The organism is Halobacillus sp. AWH4_228 (assembly GCF_056158365.1).
This window is the reverse complement of the sequence record NZ_JBSWTE010000001.1, coordinates 3,169,799-3,188,474: the sequence shown is the minus strand read 5'-3', so window position 1 is coordinate 3,188,474 and position 18,676 is coordinate 3,169,799. Positions and strand designations below refer to the sequence as shown.

17 protein-coding genes are annotated in these 18,676 nt (G+C 46.8%); 10 read left to right on the top strand and 7 right to left on the bottom strand.

Translation table 11 applies throughout. The features are described 5' to 3' along the window. The first annotated feature begins 112 nt into the window (after nt 1–112). Nucleotides 113–1,909, top strand: coding sequence for an ATP-binding protein (locus ACXADP_RS16610; RefSeq protein WP_474967600.1), 1,797 nt, complete (start codon nt 113–115; stop codon nt 1,907–1,909). Between the two features lie 224 nt (nt 1,910–2,133). Continuing rightward, complete coding sequence (locus tag ACXADP_RS16605) at nt 2,134–2,982, top strand: YitT family protein (RefSeq protein WP_474967601.1); 849 nt, start codon at nt 2,134–2,136, stop codon at nt 2,980–2,982. 149 nt (nt 2,983–3,131) lie between these two features. Here the strand turns inward: ACXADP_RS16605 and ACXADP_RS16600 are convergent, their stop codons facing one another. Continuing rightward, nucleotides 3,132–3,341: a hypothetical protein gene (locus tag ACXADP_RS16600; RefSeq protein WP_474967602.1), complete on the bottom strand. Its 210-nt coding sequence runs from the start codon at nt 3,339–3,341 to the stop codon at nt 3,132–3,134. Nucleotides 3,342–3,498: 157 nt separating this feature from the next. Between ACXADP_RS16600 and mbcS the strand changes: the two genes are divergently transcribed. Both mbcS and ACXADP_RS16590 read left to right on the top strand, forming a co-directional pair. Further along, complete coding sequence (mbcS, locus tag ACXADP_RS16595) at nt 3,499–5,076, top strand: acyl-CoA synthetase MbcS (RefSeq protein ID WP_474967603.1); 1,578 nt, start codon at nt 3,499–3,501, stop codon at nt 5,074–5,076. Between the two features lie 126 nt (nt 5,077–5,202). Then, complete coding sequence (locus ACXADP_RS16590; RefSeq protein WP_474967604.1) at nt 5,203–5,862, top strand: reverse transcriptase-like protein; 660 nt, start codon at nt 5,203–5,205, stop codon at nt 5,860–5,862. A 1-nt stretch (nt 5,863) separates the two neighbouring features. On the opposite strand, the gene ACXADP_RS16585 is transcribed toward ACXADP_RS16590, so the two are convergent. Further along, the gene (locus ACXADP_RS16585; protein WP_474967605.1) at nt 5,864–6,358 is read right to left on the bottom strand and encodes a L,D-transpeptidase family protein; all 495 of its coding nucleotides are present in this window, start codon (nt 6,356–6,358) and stop codon (nt 5,864–5,866) included. A gap of 100 nt (nt 6,359–6,458) precedes the next feature. Beyond that, nucleotides 6,459–7,355: a formyltetrahydrofolate deformylase gene (gene purU, locus ACXADP_RS16580; RefSeq protein ID WP_474967606.1), complete on the bottom strand. Its 897-nt coding sequence runs from the start codon at nt 7,353–7,355 to the stop codon at nt 6,459–6,461. A gap of 242 nt (nt 7,356–7,597) precedes the next feature. Here purU and ACXADP_RS16575 point away from each other — a divergent pair, with 242 nt between their 5' ends. Together ACXADP_RS16575 and ACXADP_RS16570 are read left to right on the top strand one after the other, a co-directional pair. Then, on the top strand, nt 7,598–8,017 hold the full coding sequence (locus ACXADP_RS16575) for a hypothetical protein (RefSeq protein WP_474971954.1): 420 nt from the start codon (nt 7,598–7,600) through the stop codon (nt 8,015–8,017). Between the two features lie 112 nt (nt 8,018–8,129). Next, a complete protein-coding gene (locus ACXADP_RS16570) occupies nt 8,130–8,384 on the top strand; it encodes a hypothetical protein (RefSeq protein WP_474967608.1) in 255 nt (84 codons plus the stop codon). A gap of 1 nt (nt 8,385) precedes the next feature. On the opposite strand, the gene ACXADP_RS16565 is transcribed toward ACXADP_RS16570, so the two are convergent. Then, complete coding sequence (locus ACXADP_RS16565; RefSeq protein WP_474967609.1) at nt 8,386–8,658, bottom strand: hypothetical protein; 273 nt, start codon at nt 8,656–8,658, stop codon at nt 8,386–8,388. 249 nt (nt 8,659–8,907) lie between these two features. On the opposite strand from ACXADP_RS16565, the gene ACXADP_RS16560 reads away from it, so the two are divergent. Then, nucleotides 8,908–10,530, top strand: a complete 1,623-nt coding sequence (locus ACXADP_RS16560) for a BCCT family transporter (RefSeq protein ID WP_474967610.1) — start codon at nt 8,908–8,910, stop codon at nt 10,528–10,530. Nucleotides 10,531–10,594: 64 nt separating this feature from the next. On the opposite strand, the gene ACXADP_RS16555 is transcribed toward ACXADP_RS16560, so the two are convergent. Then, entirely contained in the window at nt 10,595–11,305 is a 711-nt protein-coding gene (locus ACXADP_RS16555) for a DUF5694 domain-containing protein (protein ID WP_474967611.1), read from the bottom strand. A gap of 19 nt (nt 11,306–11,324) precedes the next feature. Then, the gene (locus tag ACXADP_RS16550) at nt 11,325–12,236 is read right to left on the bottom strand and encodes a TIGR03571 family LLM class oxidoreductase (protein ID WP_474972323.1); all 912 of its coding nucleotides are present in this window, start codon (nt 12,234–12,236) and stop codon (nt 11,325–11,327) included. A 462-nt stretch (nt 12,237–12,698) separates the two neighbouring features. Between ACXADP_RS16550 and ACXADP_RS16545 the strand changes: the two genes are divergently transcribed. Together ACXADP_RS16545 and ACXADP_RS16540 are read left to right on the top strand one after the other, a co-directional pair. Then, nucleotides 12,699–14,489: a M3 family oligoendopeptidase gene (locus tag ACXADP_RS16545; protein WP_474971953.1), complete on the top strand. Its 1,791-nt coding sequence runs from the start codon at nt 12,699–12,701 to the stop codon at nt 14,487–14,489. Nucleotides 14,490–14,491: 2 nt separating this feature from the next. Continuing rightward, nucleotides 14,492–14,797, top strand: coding sequence for a 4a-hydroxytetrahydrobiopterin dehydratase (locus ACXADP_RS16540; protein ID WP_474967613.1), 306 nt, complete (start codon nt 14,492–14,494; stop codon nt 14,795–14,797). Between the two features lie 815 nt (nt 14,798–15,612). Here the strand turns inward: ACXADP_RS16540 and ACXADP_RS16535 are convergent. Further along, entirely contained in the window at nt 15,613–16,557 is a 945-nt protein-coding gene (locus ACXADP_RS16535; RefSeq protein WP_474971952.1) for an RluA family pseudouridine synthase, read from the bottom strand. Nucleotides 16,558–16,805: 248 nt separating this feature from the next. Here ACXADP_RS16535 and typA point away from each other — a divergent pair, with 248 nt between their 5' ends. Continuing rightward, nucleotides 16,806–18,647, top strand: a complete 1,842-nt coding sequence (gene typA / locus ACXADP_RS16530) for a translational GTPase TypA (protein WP_027956129.1) — start codon at nt 16,806–16,808, stop codon at nt 18,645–18,647. Nucleotides 18,648–18,676: the final 29 nt, after the last annotated feature.

The window sequence follows — 18,676 nt, the reverse complement described above, 5'->3', positions numbered from 1 at the left end:
AAACCGTATTGGAAATAAACGAGCGGCAAAAAGGAAAGAGGTCTTACTATTGGTTATAAGAGAGAGGTATTCAGACCAAGTTCATAGCGGTGAGATTTTGGATGTTCTCAGTATGAATGGAACACCCGCATGTTTACTCGATCTGCGTCTTCAAGCCGTTACATTGAATCAGGAAATGATTCATATGCTGCATTTGAAGGAAACAGACCTGTCTTTCTCTCAGTGGATCCGGTGTTTCCGCCACACAGGCCAGCACCGTCTTCAACAATCTCTTCATCAGCTTCTGACCGAAGGGCTGAGGGAAACCTCTGTCCAGTTGACAGATAAGAATTTTAATCTTAGGTTTCAATGCCGTATGGTGCATCTGACCAACGGACAAATCACCTTTACACTTGCCAAAACGGAACAAGACCATCATTTTTCTGCATCGGGTCCGGTGGCCGCTGATGTGCCTTCAAAGAATGATAAGCCGTCCTTATCCATTACGAATTATGAAGGCGTTCCGCTGTCAAGCTTTTCCTCTTCTCAAATCCAGCACCGCATGACACACATTGTCGATAAATTCCCACACGGCCTTGCCGTCATTAATCATAACTGGGAAGTTGTTTATGCCAATCCTAAAATGGAAGAGCTGACCAAACGTCCTTTTTTCAAAAATTATTATAAAAAATTATGGGATATCTTCTCCATAGATGAGCACTATCCATTTTTTCAGCATTTCCTGCGATCTATGGAAACGTACGAAACGGTGGAATTCGAAGGTTTTATTGAGGAAACCCAGCTCGATGTGAAAGTGACGGTCCATCCAACAGAACTGGGCCTTACTGTTTTTCTGCAGGATATTACTCAATACAACAAACATTTGCAAGCGCTTAAAGATTCAGAAGAACGTTTTGCTCTACTCGCTGATAACATTACGGATGTCTTCTGGATCAGTGATCCACACTTTGAGGAAGTCCACTATATCAGTCCTGCCTTCCAAACCTTGTTCGGTATTCCGAGGCGCCAGGCATTTTCAGACCCCAAGTCACTTTTGGAGCACGTACATGAAGCGGACCGTTCTCATTTTGTAGACGGCCTTTCGAAAATGAAGGACGAGGAATTCGTCGTTGACTATCGGGTGTGTGTCCAGGGAAAGGAAGAAAAATGGATCCGTACGAAAGGCTTCCCTGTGGATTATAACGGAAAGTCGCTCATTCTCGGTATTCATCAGGACGTAACGGAATACAAGGAAATGATTGAGCTGAAGGAAAAGTCCCAGCAGCTGTCTACAATTACGCAGATGTCTGCAGGTATTGCTCATGAAATCAAGAATCCCCTGACCGCCATCAAAGGTTTTCTTCAGATCGGAGCGGCTAATCCGGAGCTCAGGGATAATTATCAGGAAATCATTTTAGATGAAGTCAATCGGATCGAAGCAATCGTCCAGGACTTCATGATGTTATCAAAGCCTAAATCTTCCATCCAGCTTGAGGAAGTGGACCCGGAACAGCTGGTATCGTATGTACTCCGCCTTCTTGAACCGGAAGCGAACGAAAAGCAGATCCTACTGCTGTTTGATTGTGATCCTGTACAGGATAAGTTCAGGACGGAACCGAAACGTATGAACCAGATTTTAATCAATTTGGTGAAAAATGCAGTGGACGCGGTCGATCTTGGTGGTGAAGTACGGATTGAAATTCAGATGTCGAGCTCTCATCTAACGCTTTTCGTTAGAGATAATGGGCCGGGTTTAAGTGCTCAGGAACTCTCGAAAATCGGTGAACCGTTCTTTACTACAAAAGAAAAAGGAACAGGACTAGGAGTTATGGTCACGAAAAAGATCGTATCGGATTTGAACGGGACGATAAATTATGAAAGTGAAAAAGGAAAAGGAACGACGGTCATTGTCAAACTGCCTCGTGCATGAACGAAAAAACGCCACTTAAAACGTGGCGTTTTTTTATGTTTCCTTATCAGGGAAAACCATTTCAATTTGCTGAATATTTACGCTTAAACCGCTTACTTAAAATAAATCCTTTTTTTACATCAACAGCTGTTTACAAAAGGCAGAAAGGGCTCTATAATCCCGATTGTATTGCAAATTTCGTTCGACAAAATCCTATCATTAATTACAATAAAGGAGGCTCTCAGATGTTTAAAAAAGTGTGGTCATTTCTAATGATGAATCTTGGTGCGCTTGCTGTAGCAACCAACGTCCACTTCTTCCTGTCCCCGAACGACCTGGCTACAGGGGGAGTGAGTGGTTTATCCATCGTTTTGAATAAGGTTTTTCCTGATTTGTCCCTTGGAATGATTATGATTCTCTTGAATATTGTCTTATTTATCGTCGGTTTTATTTTCCTAGGGTTCCAATTTGGTGTGAAAACTATTTATGCAAGTTTTGCACTTTCATTTATGGTTTGGGGCCTCGAAGCCTTTTTCCCTATGCAGGAAGCTCTGAGTGATGATCTGCTGATTCAGCTGATTATCGGACAGATTATTGCCGCTTCAGGCATGGCCCTCGTTTTTCATCAGGGAGCTTCCACAGGTGGGACCGATATCCTGGCTATGATTCTAAATAAATTCTTCTCCATTGAAGTTGGAAAAGGTGTGCTTTTCTCTGATATTGCCATTGCCACATCTTCCATCTTCCTGTTCGGCCCTACGGTCGGTATGTATGCGTTCTTTGGTGTCATCCTCAATGGTCTTGTGATCGATTATATGCTTCAGCAGTTCGAGGATAACAAGGAGATTGTTATTATCAGTCGTGAGAGTGAGCTTGTCCGTAACTTTATCATCAATAAGCTCGGCCGCGGTGCTACCATTCATGAAGCAAAGGGTGCGTTTAACCAGGAGCAGAAGGAAGTCATCACTACAATTCTCAGCCGGAAAGATTATACCCGTCTCAAGAAATATATGACGGCTGTAGATGAGCAGGCGTTTATAACGGTTCACTCCATGAATGAAATTCTTGGGGAGAATTTCAAACGACTGGCTTGACTCCTGGAGAAACCGACGGCGCTTCTCATCCCTTCATTCACGAACGGTCGAATGGCAGCGGGGATCAGTCGTGTCTGATCATACTTGGATGAAAGATCAACATGATACGGATATAGAGATAAACATCAAAAAAGAGTCTCCGGAAGGCATCACCGGAGGCTCTTTTTTCTGTCTTTTCGGATGGAAGGGGAAGCGAGAGCTACATTCATAATGACCACACTTGCAACGGAAGCTGCGGTGTAATTGTAATTGTTTGTTACGATGGAGAGGGACAGAAATAAAGCCAACATCACTCCTGAAATGAACAGGAGAGGGAAACCTGGAATGACACGCTGCTTTTTCATTGGACGAAACTCCATCTGCCGCACTCCTCTCTACAGTTAGTACCAGTATATGAAAAGTTTTAATTATCTGTCAATTGTTCTGAATAAAAGGAACAATATTTGAAAGATTTAGATAAATTGGTATAATGGGAGTGTTGAAAATGCAGTACGTTATTATGGAGGAGGATGGCACATGAATCGAGAAGAATTGATTGCCCCGGAACGGTACAACGTCGTTTCTGAAATGGAAAAGTATGCAGACGATGCCGAACGGAAAGCTTTATTATGGTTGAACGATCAGGGGGAAACGAAAGAAGTTACATATCAAAGCCTGATGGAACGTGCGAATAAAATTGGAAACGCTTTCCTTGACTGTGGATTAAAGCAGGGAGATAAGATCCTGGTTATGATCCCACGCCTTATTGAAGCATATCAGGTTTACACGGCGGCTTTGAAGGCCGGACTTGTCGTTATTCCAAGTTCTGAAATGCTGAGGACGAAAGATCTTCAGTACCGGATCAGTCACGGAGAAGTCCGGGGCGTTGTCAGTTATTCTCCTTATACAGATCAGTTTCAAGGGATCCGCGAATACGATGAGCTTGTGAGGTTTTCCGTCGGTGAACAGAAGGAAGGGTGGCATCACCTGGACAGTCTGATGGAAGATTACAGCGGAACGATGACGCCTGCTGACACGGGTCGTGAAGATATGGCATTCCTCTCCTATACTTCAGGAACCACCGGAAATCCAAAAGGGGTCGTTCACACGCATGGATGGGGATATGCCCATCTGAAAACAGCGGCTTATCAATGGCTGGCCATTGAAGATGGAGATACCGTGTGGGCAACAGCTGGTCCAGGGTGGCAGAAGTGGATTTGGAGTCCGTTTTTATCTGTGCTGGGGACGGGTGCAAGGGGACTCGTTTATCAAGGGAAATTCGATCCGAATGTCTACCTGGATATCATGGACAAACACGATGTGAATGTGCTCTGCTGTACGCCGACGGAATATCGTCTGATGGCGAAAGTGGATAACTTGAGTGAGTACAGTCTGAACCATCTTCACAGTGCCGTGTCAGCCGGGGAACCTTTGAACAGAGAAGTCATCGACACCTTCCAGAGGCATTTTCAAGTGACTGTCAGGGACGGATACGGCCAGACGGAAAATACACTTCTCGTTGGGATTATGAAGGATATGGAAGTCCGGCCGGGATCGATGGGACGCCCGACACCAGGCAACCAAGTCGAAATCGTGGATGAAATGGGGGTACCTGTAGGGACGGATGAAGTGGGAGATATTGCTGTACACTTGGATACCCCGGCGCTCTTTAAAGAGTATTATAAAGATCCAGAGAGGACGAAAATGTCAAGGAGAGGCAATTACTATATTACTGGAGATCAAGCCAAAAAAGATGAGGATGGATACTTCTGGTTTGAAGGGCGCAGTGATGACATCATTATCAGCTCGGGGTATACGATCGGACCATTTGAAGTAGAGGATGCGCTCGTCAAACATCCGGCTGTCCGGGAATGTGCCGTAGTTGCAAGTCCGGATGAAGTCCGGGGCAATATTGTAAAAGCATTCGTTGTGCTGCAGTCCGGGTATGAAAAAGACAGTCAAATCGTTCAGGAGCTGCAGACTCATGTGAAGGAGCATACGGCCCCTTATAAATATCCGAGGAAAATTGAGTTTATCGAAGAACTTCCCAAAACAACCTCGGGTAAAATACGAAGGATCGAACTGAGGGAAAAGGAAAAATCCTTCCATAATTAAGCGGGAAAACCGGAGGCAATCAGTCTCCGGTTTTTTCGTTCTCTTCCGTTTGAAGTGATAAGATAGACGGGAAATAGGCAGATTATAAGAACAGGAACTTACATCGAAGTGGAAAGGTGGAGTATTATGAACATACACGTAGAAATTACATACCGTGCGAAAAACAAAACGGAAGTCTTTTTCAAATCTGAACCTGTTTCTCCTGGAGAAGCGCTTCTTATAGCGGAAGACCTTGAAAAAACAGGACGGTTGAAGGATATCGCATTTATTGATGATTATGATACTTCATGGAAATTGAAGGATCTGAAGAAGTATATGGCCAAGGTGGACGCCGAGCCCCATCATATACGAGTGTATTTTGACGGAGGGTTCGACAGGAATGACAGGAAGGGTGGTCTGGGATGCGCGATTTATTATGAGCAGGACGGCCGGTTTATGCGTCTAAGGAAAAATGCCGCGGTCGAGGAAATGGAAACGAATAATGAGGCGGAATACGCTGCTCTTTATTTTGCTGTACAGGAACTGGAGGCGATGGGGGTTCAGCATATCCCTGTAAGCTTTATCGGTGATTCCCAGGTTGTCATCAATCAAATGAAGGAGGAATGGCCGACGATGGAACAATCCCTTCATGAATGGGCGGATCGGATCGATGGGAAGCTTAGGGCCATGTCCATAGAGGCGTCCTACCATCTGATCTCAAGGAAGGACAACCGTGAATGCGACCGGCTTGCCACTCAGGCCCTGCAGGGAACAGAAGTGGAGAGTACGTCTGAAGTGCAGGGATAGGTTATAAATGGATGGTGACGGGGGTGCCGTTCGGAATCGTGAGCGCCAGTTCTTCCACGTCTTCATTGTACATCCGTACACATCCGCGTGATACAGCTTTTCCAATGGAGGACGGATTGTTCGTTCCGTGGATGCCGTAATGTTCTTTTGATAAGCTCATCCACATCGTTCCGAATGGTCCGCCGGGATCGGGGGCTTTATTCAGGATAATAAAATCCCCTATCGGTGTTTCATAAAGCATCCGCCCGACAGCCACTGGATATTCTTTTACGAACTGCCCGTTTTTGTAGAGCCTCAGCAGGCGTTCATTGATGGAAACATCCAGCTGGTACGGCTGGGTTTCTACAGGTGGGTACCCTGGGATTGTAATTCTCTGTCCGACCCTGATCACATCCGGATTAGGAATGGAATTGACGGCTAAAATGGTTGTCAGCGGCATCCGGTAATCTCTTGATATTTGATAGAGGGTTTCTCCCGGTTTTACCGTATGGAGCATTCCATCATCTCCCCAGAAGTTTTACACCATTGTATGCATGGATGAGACAAAAAAACCAGACCTCCTGTCTTTGTCAGAAGGAGGTCTGGTTTTTTTCGATTTATAATACGATGGTTTTGTTTTCGTGTACGATGACGCGGTCCTCAAGGTCCCATTTGACCCCTCGGTTTAGAACAGTACGTTCAATCAACCGGCCTTTCTTTTTTAAATCGTCGATGTGGTTACGGTGATCGACACGGATGACATCCTGTTCAATGATGGGGCCTTCATCAAGGTCATCTGTTACATAGTGGCAGGTGGCTCCTATCAGCTTAACGCCCCGTTTATGCGCCCGTTTATGTGGATTCGCTCCGATAAAGGCGGGTAGGAACGAATGGTGGATGTTAATGATCTTCGATGGGTGGGTCGACACGAAATGTGGAGTAAGAATCTGCATATATCGTGCAAGTACGATGACATCGATGTCGTATTCCTTCAAAAGCTTCAGTTGTTCCTCTTCCACTTCGTGCCGGATCTCTTTACTTGCGGGAATATGGTAGAAAGGGATGCCGAAGGATTCGACGAGCTCCTTTCCTTCCCTGTGGTTGCTGATGACGAGAGGGATATCCGCCATAAGACCACCACTTTCCCATTCGTAAAGGAGCTCTCGAAGACAATGGAGTTCTTTGGAAACGAAGATGGCCATGTTCTTGAGTTTATATAAAAATGTCAGCCGCCATTTCATATGGAATTGGGCAGCAATTTCCTTGAACCCTTCCTGGAACGTTTCTTCCTTTTCTTTCATATCCGAAGCGGCAAATTCGATGCGTATGAAAAATGTCCCCTCATCCGGGTGTGTTGTGTATTGATTGGACTCCACGATATTCGCTCCGTGTTCATGAAGGAATGTGGAAATGGCAGCCACTATACCCGGTTGATCTGTACAACTGATGAGAAGCCGCGCTTTGTTTTGGTTTTTTTCTGTGTGGTGCTGGATGTGCTGGTTGGTAGACGTCATGCCTGGTCCCCTTTCGTTGTTTCTTTATATTGTAGAGGAAATAAATCCCGAAGCAAACCATGTTTTTGCAAAATTCGCTCGATACCTTTTTGATTTGACAATCATCAGATAAGGAAGGGAACGTTGAGATTTATGAAACGTTTTTCCCTTCCATGTCGTATAGAGAGGTAGAGAAAGAAATTCTGGCGGAAAAAATAACAGGTCCTGTCTATACAAAGAAATAATCAGGAAGGATGGCATGTGTGAAGAAAAAATTATTGACGTCAGCAGTACTGGCCTTTCTTGTGTTGTCGACTTGGTACATACACCACACGTTTTTTTTCAGCCCTTTATCTTTTGAACAGGATGATATTACCCACCACTCATGGAGCGATTACCAACGTCCGATGACGCTTACTTATTATGACTTGGATGGAGAACGGTCATCCTACCAAATGGACACGGATGAAGACATACGGTCGTTTTTCAAAGCAATGAAGAAGTGTCCGTCAAGTGCAGGAGAGAAAAAAGGGGCACAGGTGCTGGGGGCGCTCCGCATATCCAGTGCCCGTGAGGTCGTGCTGGAAGCCTATTTTTACAAAGATTTCTGGCACGTGCTGCAGAATGATCATGAGCGGCTTGAAATCACTCCGCAGCTGGAGGGACTGATCAATCAATTGTAAACACTGAGGCGGCGTTTCTTCGTCCGCCTTCCATGGTATTCTTCCTAAAAGAATAAGGTTGTACTATACTTGGAAAGGATACAGGCAACCATAAGTGGAAGGAGTCAGACGGATGAATAGCTGGTTCACCCATATTTTTAACATCTTAGTCGGAATATTGATCATTGTCGAAGGCGGCGTGTACATATTTATGAATAATAAAGACGGAGACCTTCATCTGCGCAGTATGATGATGACGGTCCTGCTCCTCACAGCTTGGGCCATGTCCTACCGCAAACAGGTGACAAGCGATAATCCCAGTGCGTGGCTGATTGTAACGATCATCATTATGATCCCGATGATTCTCCCGTGGTTGTTCTTTATATAATTTAGAAGAGCCAGCGGTAAAGACCTGCCGCAGCAAAGAAGACGGCTGCCAGCAGGTATAGAAAGCCGAAGACGCGGGATCTGGGTTCTTCAGCGGCTGTTTCTACAGCCCCTGCGAACACCAAAAAAAGAATGCCCATGATCACCATCGTCACTTCAACCCCCGAAAACGGGGGTTTTTTTAATAGCAGCCATACTTCAATAGGAATGGCTGTCCACAGGGGTGAAAGCAAGGGACCGAACCATTTTTCCACGCCCTTCTTCAATCCGTCCATTTTCTTCCTCCTTTCCTCATCCAGTCAAGTGTCCATTCTGGTCGAATGCCGGCGGAAAATCTGTTAAATAGGAATATTCTACCCGGGATGGGGTATTAGATTTACATCTAGATTTGCCTTCTGTCTATACAATTGGTACAATTCATTCTGTACGAAGTACTTAATCCTCTGATTTATCCCCCGCATTGCATGTTTTAACCCTTGCAGTTCAAACTACTTAACGAAGGTATAGGAAAGGATGTATGTCACTTGAAAATGAAGCTTATTGACTGGCCTACGTTTATTGGGGCCTTAATATTACTGCTCGGAGTTACCATTCCGTTAATTGTTTTCCCTGAGGCAGGGAAAGAAGTGGTGTCTCAAGCCAATACATTTATGACAGAGAATTTCGGCGTTCTTTATATGGTTCTTGGATTTGTCATTTTTGCTTTTTTAATCTATGTCGCTTTCAGTAAAAATGGAGCCATCAAACTCGGAGATGAAGGAGAAAAACCTGAATTCAGTACATTCTCCTGGGCTGCGATGCTTTTCGCTGCCGGGATCGGTTCCAGTATTCTTTACTGGGCAGTCATTGAATGGGCGTATTATTATCAGGGACCTCCTTTCGGCGTAGAGCCGGAGTCGAAGGAAGCCATCAAGTGGGCTTCTACTTACGGCATGTTCCACTGGGGGCCTATCGCCTGGGCGATTTACACGCTGCCGGCACTGCCGATTGCCTATTTCTATTATGTACGTAAAAAGCCGGTGTTGAAAGTATCTGAAGCCGTACGTCCGGTCCTTGGTGATACGGTGGACGGCCCGGTCGGTACAATTATTGATGTCCTGTTTATGTTCGGACTTCTAGGCGGGGCGGGAACGACGCTTGCGCTCGGAACACCGATGATTGCACAGGGGGTCAATGATTTAACAGGCATCCCTGTAACGCTCGGTCTGAAAAGTGGGATTATGCTGCTTTGTACGTTGATTTTCGCAATCAGTGCCTATTCCGGCTTGAAACGCGGGATTAAAATCCTTAGTGATGTGAACTTATGGTTGTCCATCTTCCTGCTTGCGTTTATTTTCATCTTCGGTCCGACCCGTTTTATGAGTGAAACGACGTTCACATCTCTCGGACTTCTTGCCGATAACTTCTTCCGCATGGCTACATGGATGGAGCCGTTCGGGAACCTCGGCCAGTTTGAGAAGACGAGCTTCCCTGAATACTGGACCGTGTTCTACTGGGCATGGTGGCTCGTGTACGCTCCGTTTGTCGGTTTATTTGTTGCCCGTATTTCCAGAGGACGTACCATCCGTCAAATGATCCTCGGGACGATGGTTTACGGAACAATCGGATGTGTCCTTTTCTTCGGAATTATGGGGAATTTCGGACTTTACCTGCAGATTTCAGGTCAATTTGATGCCATTGCCTTTATGAACGATAACGGGGCACCGGCAACCATTATTGAAATTATGAACCAGCTGCCGCTGGCTGATTTCATTGTCTTGATCTTTACGGTCCTGGCTATCATTTTCCTTGCCACAACCTTTGATTCTTCCTCCTACATTCTTGCGTCTGTGACACAGAGAAGTGTAGAAGGTGAACCGCTCCGCTGGAACCGTTTATTCTGGGCGTTCGCGTTATGTATCATGCCGCTCGCTCTCATGTTCCTCGGTGGACTGGATACGCTGCAGACAGCAAGTATCGTCGGTGGTTTCCCGCTCATTATCATCATGTTCCTGCTCGCCTGGTCGTTTATGAAGGCGTCCAATACGGATATTCGTGAGTCTGACGACTATGAGCCATCCACCATTCACATTAAGCGCTGGAAAAACCGTAAGAAAAAGAAAAAGCGTTCCGCCCTCGAGGCTCTTGAAGATAAAGATACGGATTAAAAATAAGGAAACCCTGAACTCCATTGGAGTTCAGGGTTTTTTCTTTCCCGCAGAACAAAGGGGGTCAAACGTTCTTTTTTTCTGGAAGGTAGGGGACGACGTCCTGGATGATCACATCGCCGCTTTCCTGGAGAAACTGTTCCACCAGATGAAGGTGATCGGCACCGACGAGAACAAGGACACGGTCCCCGGGTGCAGCTGTGCGGAGGATGTTGGCGGCCATGGCTAAGTCGCGGTGGTGCCACTGTTTGAGCCAGTGGACACCAATTTGGTGCTGGCGCTCCCCGACACGGGTCAACTTCATATAGACGCGCTGCAGTTGTTCTTTGTAACCCTCGTGATTAATGTAACGGAAATAGCCGGCCAGTGTTTGTTTATCCTCCATCTGCTTTACATCCTGCTGTATGGAAAGAATATCCTTGAGAAGCTCCGGTTGATGCTCTCCCGCCCAGGAGAATACCTGCTCAAGGGAAGGGGTGGACATATCCACAATCTCGTCAACAGGATAGAGGTGATTCTGTCCAAGGGAGGCAGCAAGTGGGAAAGCGATCTGTTCCACTTCATCGTACGCAGGTGCCTGCTCTCCCGTTAGGAACTGCCCCAGCCTTTTGTTGAGTTCTTCTTCAAGGAAAAAAGACTTTTCCACCGCGATCTTTGTCGGTTTCCATTCTTTCAAGGAAGCGGTCAGGGAAGAAAGTTCATCTCTATGCTTATGGATCATTTCCGGCTCCACAGCCATATGAAAAGTGCCGAGAAGCATAATCTCCGGTTTCATATCATCATTCCTTTCCGTGTCATTTGAAATAGGGCAGGATATCTTCGCCAATTTCCTGCATTACCTCAGTTGTCGGTCGTTTGTTTTTGGAAAGGCCGAACATCATATGGTTCACACCAGCGGAACGGTACTGTTCGATAATATCCTTTAAACCTTCGCGTCCGGTTTGATAGCCGGCCGGAATTTTTTCGACAGGGGCTTCAGGGTTTTCAGAAAGAATGACAGGAAGAGGCATGAAAAAAGGACGGAAAACATCGCCGTGGAAGCCTCTCACTTTTTCCCTGTACATGTCAATCGTCTGTTTCTGCTGTTCTGGACGCTGAGGATAAAACATCCACCCATCTCCGTGTTCAGCAATCCAGTCGAGCGTCTGCTGACAATAGCCTGTCATAAAAACAGGAATCCGGTTCGGCGGCTTAGGAACGAGGTTGGCTTTATCAAGCTTGCCGAAAGAGGAGAAGGCTTCCGGGTACTCTTCATATAAGGCCTTCGCAAAGAAATCGTAGGCTTCTCTGAACCATGCCCCGCGCTCCATGATAGGGATGTTCAATCCTTCAAAGTCCTTCCGCCGGTCTCCAGAGGATAGGCCGGCCATGAGACGTCCGGGAAACAAGCGTTCAATGCTTGCCAGCTCCTTTGCTGTCCGTAAAGGGTGGCGGAGCGGCATGACCAATGCGGCTGTCCCGAGATTGATGGACGGGGTGTGGGAGGCCAGGTAGGTTAAGTAGATCAGGCTGTCAAAGATCTGCCCGGTTGCAGGGTCTTCAAACGTTGGATCTTCAAGAAGGACGTCCTGCAGCCATAGACAGTGAAAACCGAGTTCTTCTGCCATCTGCGCCTTCTGGACTTGATCGTCCATGAGCGGTGTCTCTTTATCGTAATTTTCAATCGGTATCGTCAGTCCAAAAGATATCTGATCTTTTTGGAGCATGTTCTGCCATCCGCGATGGTTTTCAAACAAAATATTTCCTCCTCCATGTTTCTTTCTTCTTCTTATTATAATGAGGTGGAGGCTGGACTTCTAATCAAAGGAACTAAAAAGCACCTTCTCCTGAGGGGAGAGAGGCGCTCGTTGTAAATCACATGACATAGATGGCCAGATAAAGGACAAGAGTGAGAAAAACGGAACCTCCGGCTACACTCACGATTTCTGTTCGGTCGTATTCCATACGTTTTTTCAATGTCATCGCTCCTTAAAGATATAAATGTCATCTTCCTATGTATTTTTTTGTTCTACTCTATATGACGATTGAATAGTCAGAAAGGTTTCATTTATATTACAAAAATGTAACTTTTCCATGTCGGTGATTTTTATGTGTCATCACGTAAAGGGAGTTTGCACCTCTGATATAATGGGAGAAGCAATCCATAATAGATGGGAGAGGAAACGCTTATGTCTACCTATGCAATGACGTGGAATCTGGACAGTCTTTTTCAAGGCGGCAGCCATTCCAGTGAATTAAAAAACTATGTCCAGCAGCTGGAGGTTCATCTGGAGGAGCTTGAATCGCTTATTCCATCCTTTGTGCCGCCGTCCAGTACAGATGAAACGGAACCATTACATCACATGATAGAGGCTCTTCAGGTGGCTGTGAAAGAGCTTGAAGAATTCAGTGCCTTTACGAGCTGTCTGCAGGCTCAGGATGTGAACGATACTGGAGCTGGTCAATGGCTGGCGAAGAGGAGTGAACTGGGAGCCCGTCTGAATAATGTGCTGGTTCAGCTCGATGAGACGTTCATCACCATTGATGATGAAATCTGGACTTCACTTCTACAGCAGCCATCGCTGAAGGAACTGTCCTTCGTGCTTGATGAGCGGAGACAGAAGGCTGCAGATAAGCTGGATGCGTCACGGGAATCGTTAATCAATGACCTTAGTGTTGATGGCTACGACGCATGGGAGCTCATGTATGACCGGCTTGTTGCTAAATTGTCTGTCAAAGTGGAAGGCAGGTCCTTATCGGTTGGGCAGGCCTCCAATAAATTGGATTCCCCCGACCGTTCTGTCCGCAAGGAAGCTTTTGATCAATTGCAGAAGGCGTGGCAGAACGAAGCGGACGTATTCAGTGAAACATTGAATCATTTATCTGGGTTCCGCCTTCAAACTTATAAGCATAGAGGGTGGGAGAATGTCCTTAAGGAGCCACTCGACTACAACCGGATGAGTGCCGCGACGCTTGAGACCATGTGGAACGTCATCACCGATTATAAGCAGGCCTACATTCCATATATGAGAAGAAAAGCAGAACTTCTGGGTGTGGACCAGCTTCGTTTTTATGATGTGGAAGCTCCTGTCGGAAAGACGGATAGTACAAAGAGCTTTCAGGAGGGGGCCTCCTTTATTATCGAGCAGTTCAGGAAGTTCAGCCCTAAAATGGCCGATTTTGCTGAGATGGCATTTGAGAAAGGCTGGATAGAGGCTGAGGACCGTCCTGGGAAGCAGCCGGGTGGATTCTGCACCAGCTTTCCGGATAGTGAAGAAACAAGAATTTTCATGACCTACTCCGGCAGCCCCTCCAGTGTCGCCACACTGGCTCATGAACTTGGTCATGCCTATCATCAGCATGTCATGAATGACCTTCCTGTATTGAATCAGGGCTATGCGATGAACGTAGCTGAAACAGCCTCTACGTTTGCGGAAATGATCGTAGCCGATGCCGCCGTGAAAGAAGCGTCCACGAAGGAAGAGAAGATGACGCTTCTCGAGGAAAAAGTACAGAGCAGTGTGGCTTTCTTTATGAATATCCATGCCCGTTTCCTGTTTGAAACACGGTTTTACGAAGAACGGAGAAGGGGAATCGTACCTCAGGAACGTCTCAATGAATTGATGGTGGAAGCACAGAAGGAAGCCTATATGGAAACGCTGGAAGAGTATGATCCGACGTTCTGGGCATCCAAGCTTCATTTCCACATCACCGATGTTCCGTTTTACAACTTCCCATACACCTTCGGCTATCTGTTCAGCGCGGGAATCTATGCGAAGGCATTGGAGACCGGACCTGAATTTGAAGAGCGTTACACAGCGCTGCTGAGGGATACAGGGAAGATGCCGGTAGAGGAACTGGCCTGGAAACATCTCGGTGTCAATCTCGAGGAAAGAGAGTTCTGGGAACATGCCGTGGAATTATGCACAGCCGATCTGGATGCATTTATGAAATACAGTGAATCATCAATGGAGGGATAAGGATGGATGAAACGCGTATTCCGGAAGAAGCCAAGTTGGAGAGAGTGGCTGAGCTGGATGGATGGAAGCTGACCGATGAGAAATTCATTACGAAACGCTATCGATTCCAGGATTTTTTAACAGGCGTCCGTTTTGTCAATTTGATTGCGGAGTATGCTGAGGAAATCCAGCACCATCCGTTCATCAGCATCGATTATAAGATGGTGACGTTGAAACTGACCTCCTGGAATGCCGGGGGCCTGACAGAACTCGATCTGGAGTGCGCCCGGAAGTACGACAGCATTTATCAGTCTATTGAACAGAAATAAAAGACGCTGAACGCACCTTGTGCCAAACAAACGGTTATAACAAGACCCCCTTACTTTCACAGAGAGCCACGTTCCGCCTACCGTTGGATAGCTGACGCAGACGTTACCAGCGATCAGCTCATCCGGGGTGGAGGCAAGAATGAAATACTGTTGGCCATCGACGGAAGAGGGAATCATCGGGAACTTTGTTGAGCCAAAACCCGCTCCTGGAATCAGGAGCGGGTTTTGGCTGAAGAAAAAGCCTGTGTCAACCAGTTAGAGTTGTCCATTTGTCATGTAAAGTGACACATTCCGCTTATCGGTGGATGAATGCCGCGGGCACGTCCTCAGCTCACTTGGTCAGGAAGATCGTCTGCCCAAGTGGATCTTCGGCCCGTGCTTTTCACGCAGGCATCACCACCGAACGCTCCACGTGTCGACGTTAGAATATAGAGGAGAAAGACTGGACCCTATGCAGGTTCGCAGATTCCAAAGAACGGCATGAGTTGCGCTATGGCCGCCTGCGTGGAAAAGAAGGGAAAGAACAAGCGCTGATGATGGCTGCCTGCCGGAATACGGAAAAGACTGTTCTCCATCCAACAAGGGCGATCTGGGTGAAGGAGAGTCTTGTTCGATGTTAGAGAACTCCCAAGAAGCGGTGCCCCTTCCACTCCTGCGGATGAACGAGTGGTCCGAGATCGCCGAGCGTGGGTGTTGCGAGGAAGCTCGGGCGCTCGTCCGCGGAAAGGGAAGGGGGCTTTCGCTCCTGGCGGTAAGAAAGAAAAAAGCTTGTAAAGAAACAGGGGTTTCTCTACAAGCTGAAACCGCTCCTGGAATCAGGAGCGGTTTTTTATCTGTTTCAGCAAATCAATATGAGCTTTGGTAAATAACGTGGACGATGGGGCGGGCGGTGCATAACAATGAATCGTTTCCTCAGTAAAAGGATGGACGAATGTCAGCCTGGCTGCATGAAGAGCCTGTTTATAGTGGATATTCCCTTTTCCCCCGTACAGCGTATCCCCGATCAATGGATATCCGATCGAGCTCAAGTGCACACGGATTTGATGTGTCCTTCCTGTCTCCAACTGCAGCATAACGAGGGAGCAGTCCTGACCGGCATCATAGCTTAACACGGTATAATGCGTCTCTGCATACCGGCCGTCCCCGGAGACCATTCGTTTTACGGTATGTTCTGGATCTTTGCCGATCGGTTTAATGATCGTCCCCTGCTCCGGGAGAAGTCTGCCGTGAACCCAGGCCAGGTAGGAGCGTTTGATCTTCCTTTCCTGGATTTCTTTTCCGAGCATCGCTGTAGCCAGTGCATGCTTGGCAAATAATATGGCTCCGGATGTATCCCGGTCGAGCCGGTGGACATACTTCGGAGTAGAGGGTATACCTTGTCTTTGGAAATATCCGGCGGCTCCGTTGACAAGGGTATCGTGTTCATCCGGCCGGTTCGGGTGTGTGAACACACCGGCCGGTTTATTGATGACAAGCAGATGATCATCCTCAAAAACGGGGTCGATCGACATGGACGATGGAGTTACCTCTAAAGGCTCCGGTCCGAAAAGCCGGAGGCGGAGGTGATCCCCGGAGTGGACATTCGTCGTTTTGTAATGAGGAAAGGTGTTGTTCAGCATCACCTCATTCTGGGAACGGAAACGATGCATCAGTTTCCTCGGTACATGCCATTGTTTTGTCAGGATCTTTTCGATTGTTAAACCGTCCCATTTAAAGGGGATGATGACGTTGAGCCATTCCCCGTCCCGGCTTGTTTTCATGATGGACACCTAATTTCTGGCTGCTGTGTATCCGGTTCTTTTTCGAAGGAACCTGGACCAATTGATTTTATTTTACTTGTTTCCATATCTGTGGTGCAATGGGGAATAGAAGTGATTCTGCCGGGAAGGTGCAAAACCAGCCAGCTGTCTATCGTTAACTCTAAGTAAATCTGGTATCGATCCTAAAGCAGTTGTGTTATAATAGAACGGTTGAATAATATTTGCGATACGAAAGAGGTGTGTGCTTCATGCAACACAGAGATGATATTCGTAATATAGCCATCATCGCACACGTTGACCACGGTAAAACAACGCTGGTTGACCAGATGCTTCACTATTCCGGAACTTTCCGCGATAACGAGCATGTCGATGAGCGCGCTATGGACTCTAACGATTTGGAAAAAGAACGCGGCATTACGATTCTTGCTAAGAATACCGCGATCAATTATAACGATGCCCGTATTAATATTTTAGATACACCAGGTCACGCCGACTTTGGTGGAGAAGTAGAACGTATCCTTAAAATGGTAGACGGCGTTCTTCTCGTTGTCGATGCGTACGAAGGGTGTATGCCACAAACTCGATTTGTTTTGAAAAAAGCGCTGGAACAGAAACTGACACCAGTCGTTGTTCTTAACAAAATCGACCGTCCGAACGCCCGCCCTGACGAAGTCGTCGATGAAGTACTGGATCTGTTCATCGAGCTTGGAGCGGATGACGAACAGCTTGAATTCCCAGTCGTTTATGCGTCTGCTCTTAACGGTACATCCGGCGATGAGCCTGAAGACCAGCAGGAAACGATGGATCCGATCTTTAAGCTGATCATGAACAACATCCCTGCTCCGCACGATACGAAAGATGATCCGCTTCAATTCCAGGTGACTCTGCTTGACTATAACGACTACCTCGGCCGTATTGGTGTCGGACGTGTCTTCAATGGTCAAATTAAAGTCGGTCAGCAGGTTTCCTTGATGAAGAAGGACGGTTCAGTGAAGAACTTCCGTATTTCCAAACTATTCGGTTTCATAGGCTTGAAGCGTGTCGAAATCGAAGAAGCCAAAGCGGGTGACATCATTGCCCTGTCCGGTCTTGAGGATATTAACGTCGGGGAAACGGTCTGTCTGCCTGAACACCAGGATGCGATGGAAATCCCTCGTATTGATGAACCGACCCTGCAGATGACATTCCTTGTCAACAATAGTCCTTTTGCCGGTCGTGAAGGTAAATATGTAACTTCCCGTCAAATTGAAGAGCGTTTGATGACACAGCTGGAAACAGATGTCAGTCTGCGCGTCGACCCTACAGATTCCCCTGATGCCTTCACAGTATCAGGACGTGGTGAACTTCACCTTTCCATCCTTGTGGAAAATATGCGTCGGGAAGGTTATGAACTTCAGCTTTCCAAGCCTAAGGTTATTCTGAAGGAAATCGACGGTCAGACTTGTGAGCCTGTCGAGCGTGTTCAAATCGATACACCGGAAGAGTACCAGGGTGCCGTTATGGAATCCATCGGTTACCGTAAAGGTGAAATGCAGGACATGGTCAATGATGGTAATGGACAAGTGCGTCTTGAATTCCTTGTACCATCTCGTGGTCTTATTGGCTATGCGACAGAATTCATGACGCAGACACGCGGATATGGAATTTTGAACCATACTTTTGATGGCTATGCGCCCCTTGTAAAAGGCCAGGTCGGCGGACGTCGTGAAGGTGTCCTTGTGTCTCTTGATAAAGGGAAAGCTTCCACGTACGGCATCATGAACCTTGAGGACCGCGGTACCATCTTCGTGGAACCGGGTACAGAAGTGTACGAAGGTATGATTGTCGGAGAGCACAACCGTGAGAACGACTTGACGGTCAACATCACGAAAGAAAAACACTTGACCAACATTCGTTCTGCGAACAAAGACACGACGAATACAATCAAGAAAACCCGTCAAATGACGCTCGAAGAAGCGATTGAGTATCTTGATGATGACGAATACTGTGAGGTTACTCCAGAGAACGTTCGTCTTCGTAAGAAATTCTTGAACAAAAACGAGCGCGAAAAAATGGCGAAGAAGAAAAAGCTTCAAAATACGGACGTATAATAATGAAAGGACCACCGGGCAGCCCGGTG